The sequence below is a fragment of the Sarcina ventriculi genome (assembly GCF_900456775.1).
In the GTDB taxonomy this organism is placed as follows: domain Bacteria; phylum Bacillota; class Clostridia; order Clostridiales; family Clostridiaceae; genus Sarcina; species Sarcina ventriculi.
In genome coordinates this window covers 287,050-304,817 of the sequence record NZ_UAUL01000001.1, presented here as the reverse complement: position 1 = coordinate 304,817, position 17,768 = coordinate 287,050, and the positions used below count along the sequence as shown (strand labels likewise).

Genomic DNA, 17,768 nt, shown 5'->3' with positions numbered 1-17,768 from the left:
ATTAAAAAATAAAAGAGGTTGTTTTTAGCTATAAACGCTATTATTCTACCTCTTTTTAAATTTAATTATCTTATGAAAAGTGCATTATTAAATGAAAGTAATTATATCACCAAACGACTTTACCATTTTTAAATTTAGGACTAGGAAAACTACTACCGGCTATTTCATTTTGGGGTATAGCATTTTCTATTCTTTCTATATCTTGAGAATTTAAAACTATGTCCATAGATTTTAGTGAATTTGATAGGGTGCTTCTTCTAGATGCTCCAACTAAAGGTAAAATATCATCACCTTTAGATAATAACCAAGCAAGTGATAGCTGAGGTATAGTAATATTTTTTTCAGCAGCTATTATTTTCAGTCTTTCAACTAATTCTAAATTCTTATTTATATTTTCTTCATAGAATAGCGGTATCCTTGAGTTATATTTATTTGCACTATCTTTTGAAAAGTTTCCGCTTAAAAGACTGTGAGCGAGTGCACCGAAAGCTATAACGCCTATTCCTAATTCTCTTGCTGTAGGTATTATATCTTTTTCTATATTTCTATTAAATAAAGAATATTCAGATTCTATAAAAGTAATAGGATGTGTTTTATGAGCTTTTTTTAAAGTTTCTGCATCTACTTGTGTAATGCCGATATGTTTTACATAACCTTCTTTGACTAAATCAGATATAGCCCCAATAGTTTCTTCAACAGGTATTGCTAAATCTATTCTAGCAGGTTGATAAAGATCAATATAATCTACGTTTAATCTTTTTAGAGTTTGAGCTAAGTGGCTTTTTATGTTAAATGGATTAACATCAAGTCCATACATTTGACCATTTGGACTAACTAGTGCACCAGTTTTTACAGAAATAAAGACATCGTCTCTTTTTCTGCCTTTAAGAGCTTCACCGATTATCATTTCACTTTGACCAGATCCATAAAAATCTGCTGTATTTAACATATTTACTCCATTATCTAGTGCTTTATGTATAGTTTTAATATTTTCTTCTTTATTATTAAGATTAGTCATACCTCCGCAGCCTAATCCAATCTTATAAAGTTCTAAATTAGCATTTTTATAGTTCATAATATCATCTCCTAAATATTAAATTATTTAAAAACTTTTTTACTTATCTATTTTTTAGAATTTAAGAATCAATAGATATGTTGATACTTACTAATGCTGAAAATAGAAAGAGATTAATTAAGAAATAATAATTTTAATAATTTAGTACAGTTGTACTATATTTGACATTATAGTACGAGTGTACTAAACTGTCAAATATAGTTTCATAAATTTTATAGGAGGCTTTAAAATGGCAGGGCAAACTAAGGAAGATATATTGATTACAGCTCGTGAGTTATTTAATGAATATGGATATAAGAACATTTCAATGAGAGATATAGCTAAAAAATTAAATATTAGTGTAGGAAATTTAACTTATTATTTTAAGAAAAAAGAGGATTTAATTGAAGAAGTTGTAATGTATAAACACAGAAAATATAAGGGGGTTTTATTACCAAAATCCCTTGATGATTTAAATAATTTATTTTTAGATATGCTAAATACTCAAAATGAAAATATATACTATTTTAAACATTTTGATGAATTAGCTGAAATAAGTTCTAAGATATATGAAATTCAATTAGCTACACTTAATAAAATTGAAAAAATCTTAAAAGAATGTTTTGAAGAATTACAAAGAAAGAACTTAGTTCAAAAGGTTGAGCCAAAAAGTCATATAGATAATCTTATTAAATGCATATTAACTGTGATAATATATAAACCTATAAAAACAAAAGATCTTAATAAGCAAGATAATATTGATTCTATTATAAGTTGCCTATGGAGTATGATTTTCATGTATCTTACTGATGAAGGAAAAGATATGTATTTATCCATATTCAAATAAAGGACAACAATAACAGTTATTAATCATTAAAAAAGATTGTAAAATATTATTAGTTATTTACTGAAATAATTTATAATTTAAGGTAGTTTAATGGTATCATTCTAGCTTTACGTTTAAAAAGTAAATAAGCATATGCAATGAAGTAAGATTTTTTAGAATAAGGAGGAGTAATAATATGGCAAATAAAATATTAAATGAAATGATTTTTAAACCAGCACTTGATTATATAGATGATGGACATATTCATGGTGTGCTAAGTCCTTTTGAACCAGGAGAACGTATCTTAAAAGCAGGAACACAGATTGCACCAGAATTTAAACCTCTTTCAAAAGATATTCGTATGCTTAAGGATGTGGCAGTAAAGATGAGAGATGGAGTAACAATCTATACAGATATCTATATGCCAGCTAATAGTAAAGAAACTAAATTCCCTACATTAATTTTATGGAGTCCATATGGAAAGAGTGCTGGTAGCGCTCCACGTTATACTAATTTGTTTAACATGATTGGGATGGGGAATTCATGGAATTCTGGTTTAACAAAGTTTGAAGGAGCAGATCCTGATTATTGGTGTCAAAGAGGATATGCAGTGTGTAATCCAGATCCACGTGGAATCGCTCATAGTGAAGGTAATATTACATTAATGGGTTCTCAAGAAGCAGAGGACTGCTATGACTTAATTGAATGGATTGCAAAGCAGGAATGGAGCAATGAGAAGACAGCATTAACAGGAACTAGTTATCTGGCTTTTTCTCAATGGTTTATTGCTGCAACACAGCCACCACATCTTACTTGTATCAATCCATACGAAGGACTTTCAGATGCTTATCGTGATCTTGCATGTAAAGGTGGTATTCCAGATAAAAACTTTATAGAGCGTTTGCAAGTAAACCATGTGAGTGCAGTATCAAGTACAATGCGTGAAGATATGATAGACGAGATGAAAGAATATCCATTAGCAGATGCACCTCTATGGCTTGATAAAAAAGCAGATATCAGCAATATTAGTATTCCAGTGTACTGCGTTGCAAGTTACAGCAATACTTTACATACAATGGGAACATTCCGCCAGTGGAGAAAGATTAGAACACAAGATAAGTGGCTTAGAATTCATAATACACAAGAGTGGCCAGATTACTATAGTGATGCAGGACAAGAAGATCGTCAGAAGTTTTTTGATTATTATCTTAAAGGAATTGATAATGGATGGAAAGAAACACCACATGTGCGTTACAGCCTTTTAGATATGGAAGGTGGAGATTTACTTAATATTCCAGAAGAAGAATTTGGGTATGGAGAAAATGTAGAGTACATTAAGTTTTATCTTGATGGAAAGTTACGTGAGTTAAGTAAAGTGGCGTCAACAGAAGAAGTTATTGCAAAATATGATACACAAGGACTTCCAGGACGTATTAGTTTTATGACAACTTTTGACGAAGAAACAAATCTTGTAGGATATCCAAAGCTTCATCTTTACGCAGAAGTAGAGGGAGCAGATGATGCAGATGTTTTTGTATGGATGCAAAAATTAGATAAGAATGGTAATATGCTTGCGGAAATTACAGTTCCTAACCATAGTGCATCTATTTATGATTTTGTTGATGACGGTGCATCAATCATTCGTTATAAGGGTTCATGGGGGAGGTTACGTCTTTCTATGAGACATCTTGATGAGAAGGAATCTACAGATGAAGTTCCAGCATATAGTTTTGATCGTGTGGAAAAATTAGAAAAGGGTCAAGTTGTTGAGGCTGATATCGTGATGAGTCCAATTGGATTAAAATTCTATAAAGGTGAATCTATCAGAGTGATTATATCTCCAAAAGAAGAATATGGCAATGGAATGATGCCAGGTACATCTGGATGTACTCCTAACAATAAAGGATGGCAAATAATCCATACTGGTGGGGATAAAGCATCATACCTTCAACTTCCAGTATTAAAGAAATAAATTTATATCCAGCTACAAGTGCTACATATGGGATTATTTTGTTTCAAGAACTTAAAAATTAAAGAGATGTAGATAAATTAAAGAGATGTAGATTAGGTTAGTTCAGTATAAAGCTTTTAAGCTTTATACTGAATTTTTTATTTTAAATATCTCATATGAAACTCAAAATGTTCTTCTAAAAAAGTAGCAATAAAGAAATAGCTATGGTCATAGCCTTCAACTTGGTTATAATTTACTATTTGATTATTTTCTTTAGCATTTTTTAAGAAGAGAGTTTCATTTAGTTGTTCTTTATAAAAGTTATCTTTAGTTCCTTGAGTAATTAGAATAGGTGGAACATTAGTTATTTTAATTAATTCAGTAGCATCCCATTCTTGCCAAGAATTCTTATTTTCCCCTAAATAAGTTGAAAAAGCTTTTATACCCCAAGGTACATTGCTAGGATTTAAAATAGGAGCAAATGCAGAGATTGCTTTGAATCTTGTAGAATTCTTCATACCAAGAACTAAAGCACCATGACCTCCCATTGAGTGTCCCATTATGCTTTCTTTCCCAGAGAAATTAGGAATTAAACTTTTTACAATATCAGTTAATTCTTCTGTGATATAACTATACATTTTATAATTTTTTGCCCAAGGATCTCTTGTAGCATTTAAATAAAACCCTGCACCTTGACCTAAATCCCAATCTTTATCATCAGGAATATGTTCTCCACGAGGTGAAGTGTCTGGTATAATTACGGCTACTTGATATTTATTAGCTAACCTTTGAAAACCACTTTTTTGAGTAAAGATATCATCTGTGCAAGTTAAACCTGATAACCACCAAATAAGAGGAATTTTTTCATTTTGTTTATTAGATGGTAGATAAAGACTAAATGTCATAGTACAATCAAGAATTTTTGAATAGTGACTATATTTATATTGTTCACCATTAAATGAAGAATGTCTTTCAATTTCTTTAAGCTTCATCATTAGAATCTCCATATGTTAAAATTGTACGGATTGATTCGCCCTTATGAAGTAGGTCAAATGCTTCATTAATATCCTTAAAATCTAAATGATGTGTAATAAATGAATCTAAATCTATTTTACCTTCCATATAATCTTCAATCATTCCTGGAAGCTGAGTTTTTCCTTTAACTCCGCCAAAGGCAGAACCACGCCAAACTCTACCTGTTACTAGCTGGAATGGACGAGTATGGATTTCTTCACCAGCACCTGCAACGCCAATTATGATACTTTCACCCCAGCCCTTGTGACAACATTCAAGAGCAGACTTCATAACTTCAACATTTCCTATACATTCAAAACTATAATCTACACCGCCGTTAGTCATTTCAATTATTACATCTTGTATTGGTTTGTTAAATTTAGTTGGGTTTATAAAATCTGTAGCACCCATTTTTTTAGCTAATTCAAATTTATCTTCATTTATATCTATAGCGATAATTCTACTAGCCTTTGCTTGTGCTAGTCCTTGAATAGCAGCTAATCCAATAGCTCCTAAACCAAATACTGCAGTTACGGCTCCTTCTTCAACTTTAGCTGTGTTATGTACTGCACCAATTCCAGTAGTAACTCCACATCCAAATAGGCAAACTTTATCCAATGGTGCTTCTGGTTGTATTTTTACAAGTGATACTTCTGCAACTACTGTATATTCACTAAATGTACTTGTTCCCATGTAATGATAAACGGGTTTTCCATTATAAGAGAAACGAGTTGTTCCATCAGGCATTAAACCTTTTCCTTGAGTTTCTCTTACTGCACTACAAAGGTTTGTTTTACCAGAACGGCAAAACTCACATTCTCCACATTCGGCATTATATAATGGAATAACATGATCTCCAGGTTTTACTGAGGTAACACCTTCACCTACAGCAACAACAATTCCTGCTCCTTCATGCCCTAAAACTACTGGAAAAACTCCTTCAGAATCCTTTCCTGATAAAGTGAATGCATCTGTGTGGCAAACTGATGTATATAGAATTTTTACTAATACTTCTTTTGCTTTTGGTTCAGCTACATCAATTTCTACAATTTTTAATGGTTCTCCTGGTTTAAAAGCAACAGCTGCTCTACTTTTCAAATTAATTCCCTTCTTTCTTTTTATAATGTTGTTGCATGATTAAAATAACAATATATGTAGTTTCATTTTTCAATAAGATTATATATTGTTTTTGCAACTTATATTTTAATAATAATAAAGAATAATTTATTATGCAATATGAGATTAAAGTTTTTAAAGTGCAATAAGTAAATATAAATAGGTTATAATTAATAATAGAGAGTTAAAGGTTAGTAAGTTTTTGGGTGCTAAAAAATAATGGGATAGAAAGGTGGAAAAGTATAATGAAAATAGGAAATTCGCAGTTGATAAAAAATATAGATAATTATTGTATAAATGATTTAGGTATTCCTTCAACAGTTCTTATGGAAAATGCCGCATTAAAAGTTGTTAGGAATATAGATTTTGAGAAATTCAATTCCTTTACTATAATTTGTGGGACAGGAAATAATGGTGGTGATGCTCTAGCTGTTGCTCGTCAACTTTTTAGTATGAACATGAAAGTTGATATATTTATTATAGGGGAACATTCTATGAGCAAGGATTGTTTGATAAATTATAATATTTTAAAAAATATGGGTGTTCCTATAAAGCAGATTGTAAAAACGCAAGATATTCAATTGTTAAATGATATATTAAATAAAAATGACATGATTATTGATGGGATTTTTGGAAGTGGTTTAGCAAGAAATATAGATGGAATTTATAAAGAGGTAATTGAGTGTATAAATAAGAGTAGTGTGTACATACTTTCCATAGATATGCCATCTGGAATGTTATGTGATAGTTTTGGAATTTTAGGTAGTTGTGTTAAAGCAAATAAAACTGTTTCATTTGAGGTTTATAAGAAAGGTTTTTTAGGTTATGAAAGTGACAAATATACTGGAGAAATAGTTGTTGAAAGTATTGGAATTCCAGAATATGTAGTTAATAAATTTTATTTAAAGGAATACTTAGTACAGAAAAAAGAGATAAAAAGTATCATAAAAAAGAGAGAGAAATATTCATATAAAGGTGATTTTGGAAGAGTAAGTGTTATAGCTGGATCTAAAAAATATACTGGTGCTGCCTATCTTACATCTCAAGGTGCTGTAAGAAGTGGTGCTGGACTTGTTACTTTATGTACTGAAAAGTCAGTAGTTGAAATTTTACAAAGTAAAACGATAGAAGCTATGATTATGTCTTATGAAAATAATGATTTCAAAGAACTTATATTAAATAGTGATAGCATTGCAATAGGGCCTGGGATGGGCAATAATGAAAATACTTTTAATATTATAAAAGATATTTTATCTAAGGAAGGTTGTCCACTAGTACTTGATGCTGATGCATTAAATGTACTTCAGCATAATTTAGATTTGTTAAAAAATAGTAAAAGAAAAATAGTAATAACTCCACATATAGGAGAAATGGGTAGGCTTACAGGCATTGATAGTAAAAATATAATTAAAAATAGAATAGATATTGCAAGAGATTTTGCTAAGAAATATGGAATAATTGTATTATTAAAGGGATATAATACAATAATAACTAATGGAGAAGAAGTTTATATAAATTCAACAGGGAATAGTAAGATGGCATCAGGTGGAATGGGAGATGTTCTTACAGGAATTATTGCATCTTTTATTGGGCAGGGTTATGAGCCATTAAAGGCTACAATATTAAGTGCATTTATTCATGGTTATGTTGGAGATATATTGTCAAAAGATATGTTTTGTGTCAATGCATCTCATATTGTTGAAAGGTTGCCTTATATAATTGAAAATTTGACATATTAATTTTAGATTTATTGTATTAAGTTTTTTAATTGTAAATAGATTTAATTATGCTTAGATAAGAGTAGAAAATAATAGTAGTTTAGTTATTTTCTACTCTTTTATTAATGCTTTATAATTTTTGTATTATTCATTGAAATTTTCGTTTTCGCATAATTTGATATAAAATTTGCTTATAGCATCTAAAGAAAGATGTTTTTCTACATAAAATTTATTCCAATTTCCTAGTTTTTTTGATTTTTCCTTAGAGTTAATTAGTAGATTAATTGATGTACTAAGTTTCTCAATAATTAATTTATTATCAAACTTTGGAGAAGAAGATGAATGATCTCCAAAATTTGAATTAATCATTTTTTCAATGGTATTTTTATTTATAATATTTACCTCTCCGTTTGAGCCAAATGAAATAACAGGTTTGCCTATGCTCATAGCTTCAAGTGCTACTCTTCCAGTACCTATAATTAAATCGCTGTCATTATAATAATCAAAAATATTAAATCTATTTGCTAAAGTAAATATTTTGTTTTCTTTTAATTCTAAATTTATATTATAACTTAATTCATTAATTTGTTTATAGTAATTTCCATGTCCTATAATAACAGCAAAAATTTTTTTGTTTTTTTTTGCTATGTTTTTGAAGCTTTCTAAAAAAAGCATGGCTAAATTTGATTTATTATATGATAGCCTACTACAGTATAGTATAATTATTGAGTTTTTTTGGATTTTAAGTGTATTTCTTAGTATATTTTTACAATTAATATTTTTAATGGAGTTTTCTATACCATTGGGAATAGTTACATTTTCTTTAAAAGATAATTGTGTCATTAGTTGGTTATAATATTTTTTTGAATAATCACTTACAAAAACAACTTTATCTATATAAGATAGATAATTACTAAGTAATTTTTGAGAATAATATATACCATGTATTGTTAGTACTAAAGGAACATCTATTATAGATTTAATTACTTTACATAAGTTAATATCTTCATTCATGTGAATTTGAATGACTTTTATATTATTAATGCTTGAAATAGTAGTTGTTAATTCCTTCTTATTATATAAATTTAACACGTGAAATTCTATATTATAAAAAGCAAATACTTCTTTATTAAAGCACTTGTTTGTTAGTATACATAAATTAATATTTTCTTTTTTTAATTTTTTTGCCAAATTTATAATATAGCTTTCAGTACCACCAATGTTAAAGTAGTTTAAGATAGAAACAATAGTATATTTATATTTTTTATTGTCTTTCGTAGTTTTTTTCCTTGAGTTTATTATTTCATTAAAATAATATTGGTTATCTAGTGTTTTATTTTCATTAAATATTGCTAGTTTGTTGGTTGTATTTGGGCCTAAATAATAGTTTAAGCATTCATCATAAGGTATTTTAGGGTTATCTACATAATAAAGTACTTCAGGTATTTTACTTATGTTTTCGAAACGCAGGAAATATAGTATTAAGTCAATTTCAGATGTGAAAAAATAATAACTTGAGTAATATAATATTTTAATGAAAAAGCTTTTTCTAAACACAAATGTATACAAATCTAATGGTAGATAGGAAGCTGAAATAACAGAATTAATATCATCACTGGTTATAAAGTTATTAGATTCAATTAAAGCTTGTTTTTGTTGTATATTGTTATGAAGTGGCATTTCTAAACAAGAGCAAATATTTAAATTATTTAAATTCATAAATAGTATTTGTTTTTCAAATCTTTCAAAGGCATTTATATCAGAGCTGTTCATAAAAGTAATAAAATCCCCAGGAAGTGATGCAGATAGTGAAATTAATTCATTAAATATAGAGAAGTTATTATAAGGCTCTATTATATGAATTTTGTTTTCAGTTAATTTAGGTAATTTTAAATTTTTTGTATATGTTATTATAAAAACTTCAAAGTTAATAAAAGTTTGATTAAATATATTATTTAAAGAATTATCGATATTGTTACAATTATGAATTAAAATTATACTTAGCTTATTCATGTTATTAATTAATAAATAGTTCTTTATATGATAATTGAATAAAATGATTTGGAGTAGTATATGATATCCTGTATATTTTAATATTTAAGCAATCATCATAATTTTGAGATACTAATGGAAAAGTTAATGCTTTAATTGATTTCGCATTTAGGTACAAAGTGGTATTGTAGGCAATTTGGGGAGTGCAATTTGTATAATCATATATAACTAGTGCAATTGTATTGGGATTAGGGCATGGATTTATAAGCCTAATATATAAAGCATTACTGTTTTTAGAGCGGTTTATAATCTTTGTATTATAAGTTCTTTGCATTTGGAAGTCTCCTTTATAGATTAAATTTGGGTTATTTTTTTACATATTTAATATATGATTTTCTGAAAAAAATGTTAAAACAACCAAACAAAAAACATATATTTAGCATATTATGTATATTGATAACGAATGTTTGGAGGCTGAGTTGATGGGAAATAACAGAATAAAGGGTCTAGTAAGTATTGTTGTTTCTAATTATAATAATGGAAAATATGTTGAACAATGTTTGAATTCATTAATAAATCAGTCATATAAAAATATAGAAATAATCATAGTAGATGATTGTTCGACAGATAATAGTGTGAAACTTATAAAAGCATGGATAAATAGACGTAGTAGTCGTGAGAAGAACAGAATAAAATTTTTGAAAATGCCTAAAAATATAGGATTTTCTGGTGCTGTTACTGTTGGAATGTATCTGGCACAAGGAGAATATATAGCTATGCAAGATAGTGATGATGTTTCACATAAGAATAGAATAAAACTTCAAGTTAAATATTTAGAAGAAAATCAAGATATAATGATGGTTGGCTCAAATTATTATGTCTTTGAAGATGATATAAATAGGGCTAGAGTTGAACCTAATTTTGTTGTATATGGAAAAAATGAAATTTTAGAAGATTTTGCACAGGGGAGAAGCCCTGTTTGTTTTGGAACTATACTTTTTAAGGGAAGTATATTTGATGAGATTGGCGGATTAACAAGAAAATTGGCAGGAGCAGAAGATTATGAGTTTATACAAAAATCTGTTATTAATGGAATAGATAATATAGAAAAAGCATTGTATTTTTATAGGTCTCATGAAGGACAAAGATCAAGGATATATTATCCTAATTGTAGCGCAGAAAAAGACAAGATAAATAAAAAGGAATTAAGTGTATTATTAGTGTTAGATAAATTTAATATCGGAGGAACAGAAACTCATGTACTAACACTTACAAAGCAATTAATAAAAGATGGTATAAAGGTAACGGTGGTAGCTAGTGATGGACCATTAGCGCAAGAGTTTGAAAAATTAAATTGTAAAATTTATAATATAGATTTTCCATTATCAATAGAAATGGATAGTACAAAAAGAAACAATTTTTTAAATGAGATATATAATATATTTGAATTAGAGAAAATTAGCGTAGTTCATGCACACCAGTCATCATCTGGAAATCTTGTAGTGGAAGCTGCAAAAAAAATGAATATAAAGAGTGTATTTACAATTCATGGCATGTATTATTATGATATATTGGGTAATACATTGAAGATAGCAGATAGTGTTATTAGTGTTAGTATTCCAGTATATAAGTGGTTATTAAAATTTGGAATAAACTCTATAGTTATTCCAAATGGAATAGCTTATAAAAATTATGCTAATAATACAAGTCAACTTTTAAGAAGAAAATATAATATATCAAGGGATACTATGTGTATAACTTACTGTAGTAGGATGGCTTGGGAGAAGATAAATGTTTGTAAAAATTTAATTACAGTAGTTAGAGATTTAAGAATAAATGAAAATATAAAATATGAAGCGGTAATAGTTGGGGATGGACCTGGGTATAAAGAATTAAAAGATTTAGGGGATGAAATTAATAAAGAATTAAAAGAAGAAGTAATTCATTTTACTGGAAATCAAATAGATGTAAATAAATATTATGTAGGTAGTGATTGTGTGCTTGGAACAGGCAGGGTTGCAATTGAAGCAATGGCTGCATCTAAAAAAGTTATTGCTGGAGGAAATTCTGGGTATTTTGGATTAATAACTAGTGAAAATTTTAATGAGGCATGGCAGACTTATTTTGGAGATCATGATTTTAAAGTAAAAAATGATGCGATATATCTGTATAATGACATGAAAAAATATTATTTAGATAAAAGAAATTATGATAAAGATATATATGAAATATATAAAAAAAGCAAAGAATTATTTGAAATAGGAAAAGTTACAAAAAAATTAATAGATATTTATACAGAGTAAAAAGAAACACAGTTTTATCTATTATTAATAACAAAAGTTTAGATTTAAAGTTTGCTTAATAAAAAGTGTAAAATTAGAATTTTAAGTATAAAGATAAAATATAAACTGTATCAGAATTTATTAGTAATTAAAAATCCGATACAGTTTTTTTATATGTAATTAATGTTTTTGATATCTACATTATTTTAACATATTTAATATTTCATTTTCTGGAGTTGAAGAATCGCAGCGAACGTCTATTTGTCCGTTTTTACTAACGATAAATCCTGGAACTGTTACAACATTGTATTTTGATCTAAATGAATTTATCTCGTCATCTGAAAAATCTGCACTATCTACGTAATAAATAGTTGTATTAAGTTTGTCAGTTAAGCCTCCTAATGTTTTAGCAAATTTACGGCAAAATGGACATGTTTCTCTACCAATATATACGGTAGCTAAGTTTTCATTAGATAATAATTTATCTGCTTCTGAAGAAAGAACCTTTTTAAATGATTTTATATTTTCTTTATATGTATCGTTTTCAAACATTTATATTCCTCCTAAGTTTTTAGAAATATTATATCAAAACTAGATTTTTATATCAAATACATAATAGAAAATAAATAATCTATTGCACGATTAATATTTTTAATTGCAATAGATTATTTTTCTTTAAAGTAGTTTATTTACACCATTTACATTAGTTTGTTCGTCATCTTCAACTGGTATAATGATATATTTTTTTCCATCAATTATTTGACTTTTAATTTCTGCTACTTTTTCAGGTTTTACTTGTAGAAGGATATCATAATTTGAAAAATCATTATTATCTTCTAGATTTAAAGAACTATCTTGTCTGACTTTCTCTAGTTCATCTTGTAGTGTTTGAACTTGTTTTTCAAGTTTTTCCTCTTTTTTTCTTTGAGCATTAATTTGTAGTGCTTTTGTGTCAATTAGATGTTCTGCTAAAGGAGGAGCATCATCAAAGCTTTCAGTGTAAGATTCTTCAATTTTAGCAGCGATGTCTTCAGCTATCTCATTTTCAGATAAGATATCTTGTACCATTTCTTTAGTTAAAATTATAGATTCTGCATTATTATCGTTTATAATATTATGTTCATCTATTAAATTATTAAGAGTTTCTTGTATTTCCATAAATATATGCTCTGATTCTTTTTCATTAGCTCCAACAGCATTATGAATAATATTAGTAAAGGTTTCTTTTTGTTCTGTGGCAGTTTGTTTAGAATTGCATCCAAGAACATAATTCATTATTTCAGTTTGAGGATTCTTTACATTTTTTGTATAGTACATAACAGAATTAACATCTGAACTACGATCTATAAATGCAGGATATATAAATCCAAGGCTTGGAGCTTCAATAACCCAATCTCTATCAATTGCTGCAATTTTATTGTCTTTTTCAAAGTAGCCAAGACCTGGTTTTGAAAGTGATACAGGACATACAGCACACAATATATATTCATATACTTCCTCTGATTCATCAAGCTTTAAATTGTCAGAAGTTTTAGTAATAACATCATAAGCATCATGAAAAAGTAATATTAAAAAATTGCCTTCATAGTTATAGTTATCTATAATTGATTTATAAAAATCATTCAGAATAAGTTCATCTTTTAATTTGCTATTTCTTAGTTTTAACAAAAACTGTTGTTTATTATTTGTATTTTCTTCGTTAGAAAAATCTAATTCTAAAATATTATTTCCTATTGTTCCAGATAAAGTTTTTTTGGCGATTTCTAGATATTTAAAGAATTCATCTTCCTCTAAATTTAAAAATGTTTCATTAAAATTTAAGATAATATTTTTTTCACCATTTACATAACAACCACATACTTTAGTAAATGTACACTTATCTTTTTTAAGTCTTTTTTTTAATTCTAATATATCTTTTTTTTTCATATATAGTCCCCTCATTCATAAATTTTACTAATATCTATAATAAAAAAATATATGTCAATATTAAGTATAATTATTGTAGCATGATTTCTTAAGTTATCTTCATAAAATACTCCTTTTTTAAAATAATAAGTTATAAATTTATTCTTATAATATATTATTAGTTAAAAAGAGTAAAACTACAAGTGTAGAAAAAATACATAATTTATAAAAATGTAATTTATCTATACATTACAAGTTTTTTGATTCTTGAATAATATACATAAACAATATAAACTACAAATATAGAAAAGTATATAAGTTAAAGTAAATAATTTTAATAAAGATTTTACATTAGGAGGATAATAAAATGGCAAAAATACTTATAATAAATGTTCCAGCACATGGTCACGTGAATCCAACAATAGGTCTTACTAAAGCATTAGTTCGTGCAGGACATGATGTTACTTATTTAGTTTCAGAAGAGTTTAGAAGTAAAATTGAGCCAACAGGAGCGGTTTTTGAAACTTATGATTTTGATAATAAAAGACCTTTTACAGAGAAAAATGTTAGAAGAGTATATGATAGGGCTTTAGAACTTGGAAAGAATGCTGATTGTATAGTTTATGAAATGATGTTTTTCTTAGGTAAGGCATTAGGAGACAAGCTTAATAAACCTACCGTTCGTTTATATTCATGTTTTGCGTGGAACAAGGAAATATCACAACAAGTATTTAATAATTGTGGATTTAAGCTTAAGCTTTTAGGAAATAGAGCTTTTAGAAAAGTTGCATTTTCAAGGCGATTAAAGAGTTTTGAAACTAAGACGCAAGATATAATAGATGAGATTACAGATATTCCTGCTGATTTAAATATTGTATATACTACAAGAGAATTTCAAGTTGATAATGATAGATTTGATGATAAGATATGGAAGTTTGTAGGAACTTCAATTGTAGATAGAAATGATAAAAATGATATTCCTTTTAATGAAATAAAAAATAAAATTATTTATGTATCTTTAGGAACTATATTTAATAATTCTCTAAAATTTTTTAAAAATTGCATAGAGGCATTTAAAAATACTGATGTTATTGTGATAATGTCTATAGGAAAAATATTGAAAAAGGAACAATTAGGGAAAATATCTAATAACTTTTATGTATACAACTTTGTACCGCAAATAGAAGTTTTAAAAAGGACAGATTTATTTATAACCCACGGAGGTATGAATAGCACAAGTGAAGCTATGTATTTTGGAGTACCCTTAATAGTTGTACCTCAAGCTGCTGATCAACCAATTGTGGGAAAGAGAATTGAAGATTTAGAACTTGGAAGGGTTATAAATAAAAATAATATTTCATCTAATATAATAAGAAATTATGCTAATGAAATTTTAAATGATGATAGGTATAAAGATAATATGATGAAAATGAGAACAAAGGTAAGACAAGTTGGTGGAGAGGAGAGAGCAGTTGAATTAATAAATGATTTATTAAAAGAGAAATTGGGTAGTGATTAATATATTTTCGCAATAAAATATGACAGAGTTAACTTGTTAAATACACAATAGCATTTATCTTCATAATATATTAATAGAAAAATTTTAATAGGAAAAGTTTATGAGTATTATAAGTAAAGAGTTATTAAAATTAAATTTAAAAGCAGGGCTATTAATTAAGATAAAGTTTAATAAGGATACTGAAAAATCTTATAAAGTAAATGGCAGAGTTCTCCTTAAAATTTTAAAGTTGAATTGTAAAAGTGAAATAGGAATTAAATATAATTTTAAAGATATTAAATGCATTAAAGATTTTAAGGAAAATTTTCCTATAACTAACTATGATTTTTATGAAGATTATATTGAGAAGATAGTAAATGGAAAAGAGAATATATTATTTAGTGGAAAAATTGAATATTTTGGACACACATCAGGAACAACTGGAAAACAAAAATTAATTCCAACAACTAAAAAAAGCAGACTTATTGCTTCAAAATATATGGGTATACTGTTAAATAGATTTGCATATGATAACTTCAAAAATAACTGGAATTATGAAAGAGGACTTGCAGTATCTGATATAGTTACTACCACTTATACCAATGGGGGGATTCCTATATGTTCTGCAACATCTGGCGGTATGAAAGGAATAAAAAATATAATAAGATATTTTTATACATCACCTATTGAGGTTATGGAAATAAAAGATAAAGATAGCGCTAATTATCTTCATTTATTATTTGCACTTAAAGAAAAGAATTTAGCGTACATAAGTGCAGCATTTATTTCTAATATTTTAGATTTATTTAGGATACTTGAAGATAATTATAATGATTTAGTAAATGATATTAAAAAAGGAAGAATAAATAAAAAAATTAATTTAGATGAAGAGGTTAGAAAAATTTTAAACGGTTATTTAGAACCTAATGCAACAAGAGCTGACGAACTTAGTATAGAGTTTAAAAAAGGTTTCAAGGGAGTAATAAGAAATATATGGCCTAATACTATGTATATTGCAACAGTTACAGGAGGAAATTTTTCAATTTATGATGATAAAGTAAATTATTACACAGATAATCTTCCTATTTATTCACCAGTTTATGCTGCGACAGAAGGAACAATTGGTATTAATCCATATATCAAGAAGATAAGATATATTATAATTCCAGATACGGTGTTTTATGAATTTATTCCTTTTGAAGAAATAGATAATGACAATCCAAAAACTTTGTTGATAAATGAATTAAAAGTTGGAGAGAAATATGAGATAGTTATTACTAATTATGCAGGGTTATATAGATATAGATTAGGAGATATAGTTAATGTTGTTAGTTATTATAACGATTCTCCGGAAATTGAATTTGTATGTAGAAAAAATCAAGTATTAAATATGGTGTCTGAAAAAACTAATGAGGAACAATTAACAACTGCCATAAAGAATTCTATGAAAAAATTTAATTTAATGGATTATACAACAATTCCTGATAATTCAATTACACCTGGTAGATATGTTTTTTACTGCGAGTTTAAAGAAAAATTGTCTAAAGAAGAGGTTAATTTATTAGAGAAAAAGTTAGATAAAGAACTTAGAAAGTCAAATTTAGCTTATGATAGAGCTAGGAACAATAAAAAACTAGGAGAAATTAAAATAATAGTTTTAAAAAATGATACTTTTAAGCTTGTAAGTGAAGCTTTATTTAAAAAGGGTGTATCAAAAAATCAAATTAAAATTCCAAGAGTGGTAATTAACAATAAAGATATATTAAATATTTTAAATGAATGCGCTATAAAGTTTTAAAAGTATGCTTTGTTGTATTTATATAAAAAACAATTAAATTAAATGTAATAAATTTTGATTCAAACATAAAAACAAAACATCTATAATAAGATGTTTTGTTTTTATAAATATTATTTTAATTCTAAAGCATTTAATTTGTTAATAAGATACTGTGAGCAAAGTCCTGTAAATGTACCAGAAATTATTGCAGACACCGTAAGGATAGGGAAATAATATATTAAAGATATTGTATTTGTAATTAAAATAGCAACAGTTATTTGTCCGATGTTATGAAATATTGCCGAAATAACGCTGCAAATCCAAATTTGTTTTAATGTTAGAAAATTTCTAATAATCAACATGGATGTATAACAAAATAGTCCTCCAGAAAAACTGTATAAAAGAGTAGACATATTACCAGAGAATATACTTCCAAGAATAATCCTACAAAGAAGTATAAGAAAAGTATCCAATGGCCCAAGAGTAAATATAGCATAAACAGTTATGATGTTTGAAAGACCAAGTTTTATGCCAGGTATGGGGGTTAGTGATGGAAGATTCGCTTCTACAATAAATATTATAAGAGCCATACTAGTTAAAAGAGACATTGTTGTTAGACGTTTAGTATTCAAAAA

At 27.2% G+C, this 17,768-nt stretch carries 14 protein-coding genes; 6 read left to right on the top strand and 8 right to left on the bottom strand.

Annotation, left to right across the window (positions count from 1 at the left end):
• Positions 1-106 precede the first annotated feature (106 nt).
• On the bottom strand, positions 107-1,075 hold the full coding sequence (locus DR020_RS01380; protein ID WP_112365062.1) for an aldo/keto reductase: 969 nt from the start codon (positions 1,073-1,075) through the stop codon (positions 107-109).
• 229 nt (positions 1,076-1,304) lie between these two features.
• On the opposite strand from DR020_RS01380, the gene DR020_RS01375 reads away from it, so the two are divergent.
• Positions 1,305-1,901: a TetR/AcrR family transcriptional regulator gene (locus DR020_RS01375; RefSeq protein ID WP_055258505.1), complete on the top strand. Its 597-nt coding sequence runs from the start codon at positions 1,305-1,307 to the stop codon at positions 1,899-1,901.
• Between the two features lie 340 nt (positions 1,902-2,241).
• Positions 2,242-3,852 (top strand): CocE/NonD family hydrolase, encoded by a 1,611-nt coding sequence (locus DR020_RS12430; RefSeq protein ID WP_235865647.1) that lies wholly within the window; start codon positions 2,242-2,244, stop codon positions 3,850-3,852.
• A gap of 137 nt (positions 3,853-3,989) precedes the next feature.
• Here the strand turns inward: DR020_RS12430 and fghA are convergent, their stop codons facing one another.
• Positions 3,990-4,823 carry an S-formylglutathione hydrolase gene (gene fghA / locus DR020_RS01365; protein WP_055258509.1) on the bottom strand — a complete coding sequence of 278 codons (834 nt, stop codon included), beginning with the start codon at positions 4,821-4,823 and terminating at the stop codon, positions 3,990-3,992.
• Positions 4,813-5,943, bottom strand: coding sequence for an S-(hydroxymethyl)glutathione dehydrogenase/class III alcohol dehydrogenase (locus tag DR020_RS01360; RefSeq protein ID WP_055258511.1), 1,131 nt, complete (start codon positions 5,941-5,943; stop codon positions 4,813-4,815). Before DR020_RS01360 ends, fghA begins: the two co-directional genes overlap by 11 nt.
• 263 nt (positions 5,944-6,206) lie before the next feature.
• Here DR020_RS01360 and DR020_RS01355 point away from each other — a divergent pair, with 263 nt between their 5' ends.
• Positions 6,207-7,700: an NAD(P)H-hydrate dehydratase gene (locus tag DR020_RS01355; RefSeq protein WP_112365060.1), complete on the top strand. Its 1,494-nt coding sequence runs from the start codon at positions 6,207-6,209 to the stop codon at positions 7,698-7,700.
• 123 nt (positions 7,701-7,823) lie between these two features.
• Here DR020_RS01355 and DR020_RS01350 read toward each other — a convergent pair whose 3' ends face one another.
• Together DR020_RS01350 and DR020_RS01345 are read right to left on the bottom strand one after the other, a co-directional pair.
• On the bottom strand, positions 7,824-9,692 hold the full coding sequence (locus DR020_RS01350) for a glycosyltransferase (RefSeq protein WP_112365059.1): 1,869 nt from the start codon (positions 9,690-9,692) through the stop codon (positions 7,824-7,826).
• A 4-nt stretch (positions 9,693-9,696) separates the two neighbouring features.
• Positions 9,697-10,005, bottom strand: a complete 309-nt coding sequence (locus DR020_RS01345) for a hypothetical protein (RefSeq protein ID WP_055258514.1) — start codon at positions 10,003-10,005, stop codon at positions 9,697-9,699.
• Between the two features lie 148 nt (positions 10,006-10,153).
• Here DR020_RS01345 and DR020_RS01340 point away from each other — a divergent pair, with 148 nt between their 5' ends.
• Positions 10,154-11,974, top strand: coding sequence for a glycosyltransferase (locus tag DR020_RS01340; RefSeq protein ID WP_055258516.1), 1,821 nt, complete (start codon positions 10,154-10,156; stop codon positions 11,972-11,974).
• A gap of 180 nt (positions 11,975-12,154) precedes the next feature.
• Here DR020_RS01340 and DR020_RS01335 read toward each other — a convergent pair whose 3' ends face one another.
• Positions 12,155-12,505: a thioredoxin domain-containing protein gene (locus DR020_RS01335; protein ID WP_112365058.1), complete on the bottom strand. Its 351-nt coding sequence runs from the start codon at positions 12,503-12,505 to the stop codon at positions 12,155-12,157.
• A gap of 123 nt (positions 12,506-12,628) precedes the next feature.
• Positions 12,629-13,879, bottom strand: coding sequence for a DUF4317 domain-containing protein (locus DR020_RS01330; RefSeq protein WP_112365057.1), 1,251 nt, complete (start codon positions 13,877-13,879; stop codon positions 12,629-12,631).
• A 346-nt stretch (positions 13,880-14,225) separates the two neighbouring features.
• Here DR020_RS01330 and DR020_RS01325 point away from each other — a divergent pair, with 346 nt between their 5' ends.
• Together DR020_RS01325 and DR020_RS01320 are read left to right on the top strand one after the other, a co-directional pair.
• A complete protein-coding gene (locus DR020_RS01325) occupies positions 14,226-15,377 on the top strand; it encodes a macrolide family glycosyltransferase (RefSeq protein WP_112365056.1) in 1,152 nt (383 codons plus the stop codon).
• A 100-nt stretch (positions 15,378-15,477) separates the two neighbouring features.
• Positions 15,478-17,154 carry a GH3 auxin-responsive promoter family protein gene (locus DR020_RS01320; RefSeq protein ID WP_112365055.1) on the top strand — a complete coding sequence of 559 codons (1,677 nt, stop codon included), beginning with the start codon at positions 15,478-15,480 and terminating at the stop codon, positions 17,152-17,154.
• 110 nt (positions 17,155-17,264) lie between these two features.
• Here DR020_RS01320 and DR020_RS01315 read toward each other — a convergent pair whose 3' ends face one another.
• Positions 17,265-17,765 (bottom strand): Gx transporter family protein, encoded by a 501-nt coding sequence (locus DR020_RS01315; protein WP_207655883.1) that lies wholly within the window; start codon positions 17,763-17,765, stop codon positions 17,265-17,267.
• Positions 17,766-17,768 lie beyond the last annotated feature (3 nt).

Excerpts from the sequence above, each read along its gene's own strand:
- DR020_RS12430 (WP_235865647.1), top strand. The coding sequence starts at position 2,242 with ATGCTTAAGGATGTGGCAGTAAAGATGAGAGATGGAGTAACAATCTAT.
- DR020_RS01350 (WP_112365059.1), bottom strand. The coding sequence starts at position 9,692 with ATGAATAAGCTAAGTATAATTTTAATTCATAATTGTAACAATATCGAT.
- DR020_RS01345 (WP_055258514.1), bottom strand. The coding sequence starts at position 10,005 with ATGCAAAGAACTTATAATACAAAGATTATAAACCGCTCTAAAAACAGT.
- DR020_RS01355 (WP_112365060.1), top strand. The coding sequence starts at position 6,207 with ATGAAAATAGGAAATTCGCAGTTGATAAAAAATATAGATAATTATTGT.
- DR020_RS01325 (WP_112365056.1), top strand. The coding sequence starts at position 14,226 with ATGGCAAAAATACTTATAATAAATGTTCCAGCACATGGTCACGTGAAT.
- DR020_RS01320 (WP_112365055.1), top strand. The coding sequence starts at position 15,478 with ATGAGTATTATAAGTAAAGAGTTATTAAAATTAAATTTAAAAGCAGGG.
- DR020_RS01340 (WP_055258516.1), top strand. The coding sequence starts at position 10,154 with ATGGGAAATAACAGAATAAAGGGTCTAGTAAGTATTGTTGTTTCTAAT.
- DR020_RS01335 (WP_112365058.1), bottom strand. The coding sequence starts at position 12,505 with ATGTTTGAAAACGATACATATAAAGAAAATATAAAATCATTTAAAAAG.
- DR020_RS01375 (WP_055258505.1), top strand. The coding sequence starts at position 1,305 with ATGGCAGGGCAAACTAAGGAAGATATATTGATTACAGCTCGTGAGTTA.
- DR020_RS01330 (WP_112365057.1), bottom strand. The coding sequence starts at position 13,879 with ATGAAAAAAAAAGATATATTAGAATTAAAAAAAAGACTTAAAAAAGAT.
- fghA (WP_055258509.1), bottom strand. The coding sequence starts at position 4,823 with ATGAAGCTTAAAGAAATTGAAAGACATTCTTCATTTAATGGTGAACAA.
- DR020_RS01380 (WP_112365062.1), bottom strand. The coding sequence starts at position 1,075 with ATGAACTATAAAAATGCTAATTTAGAACTTTATAAGATTGGATTAGGC.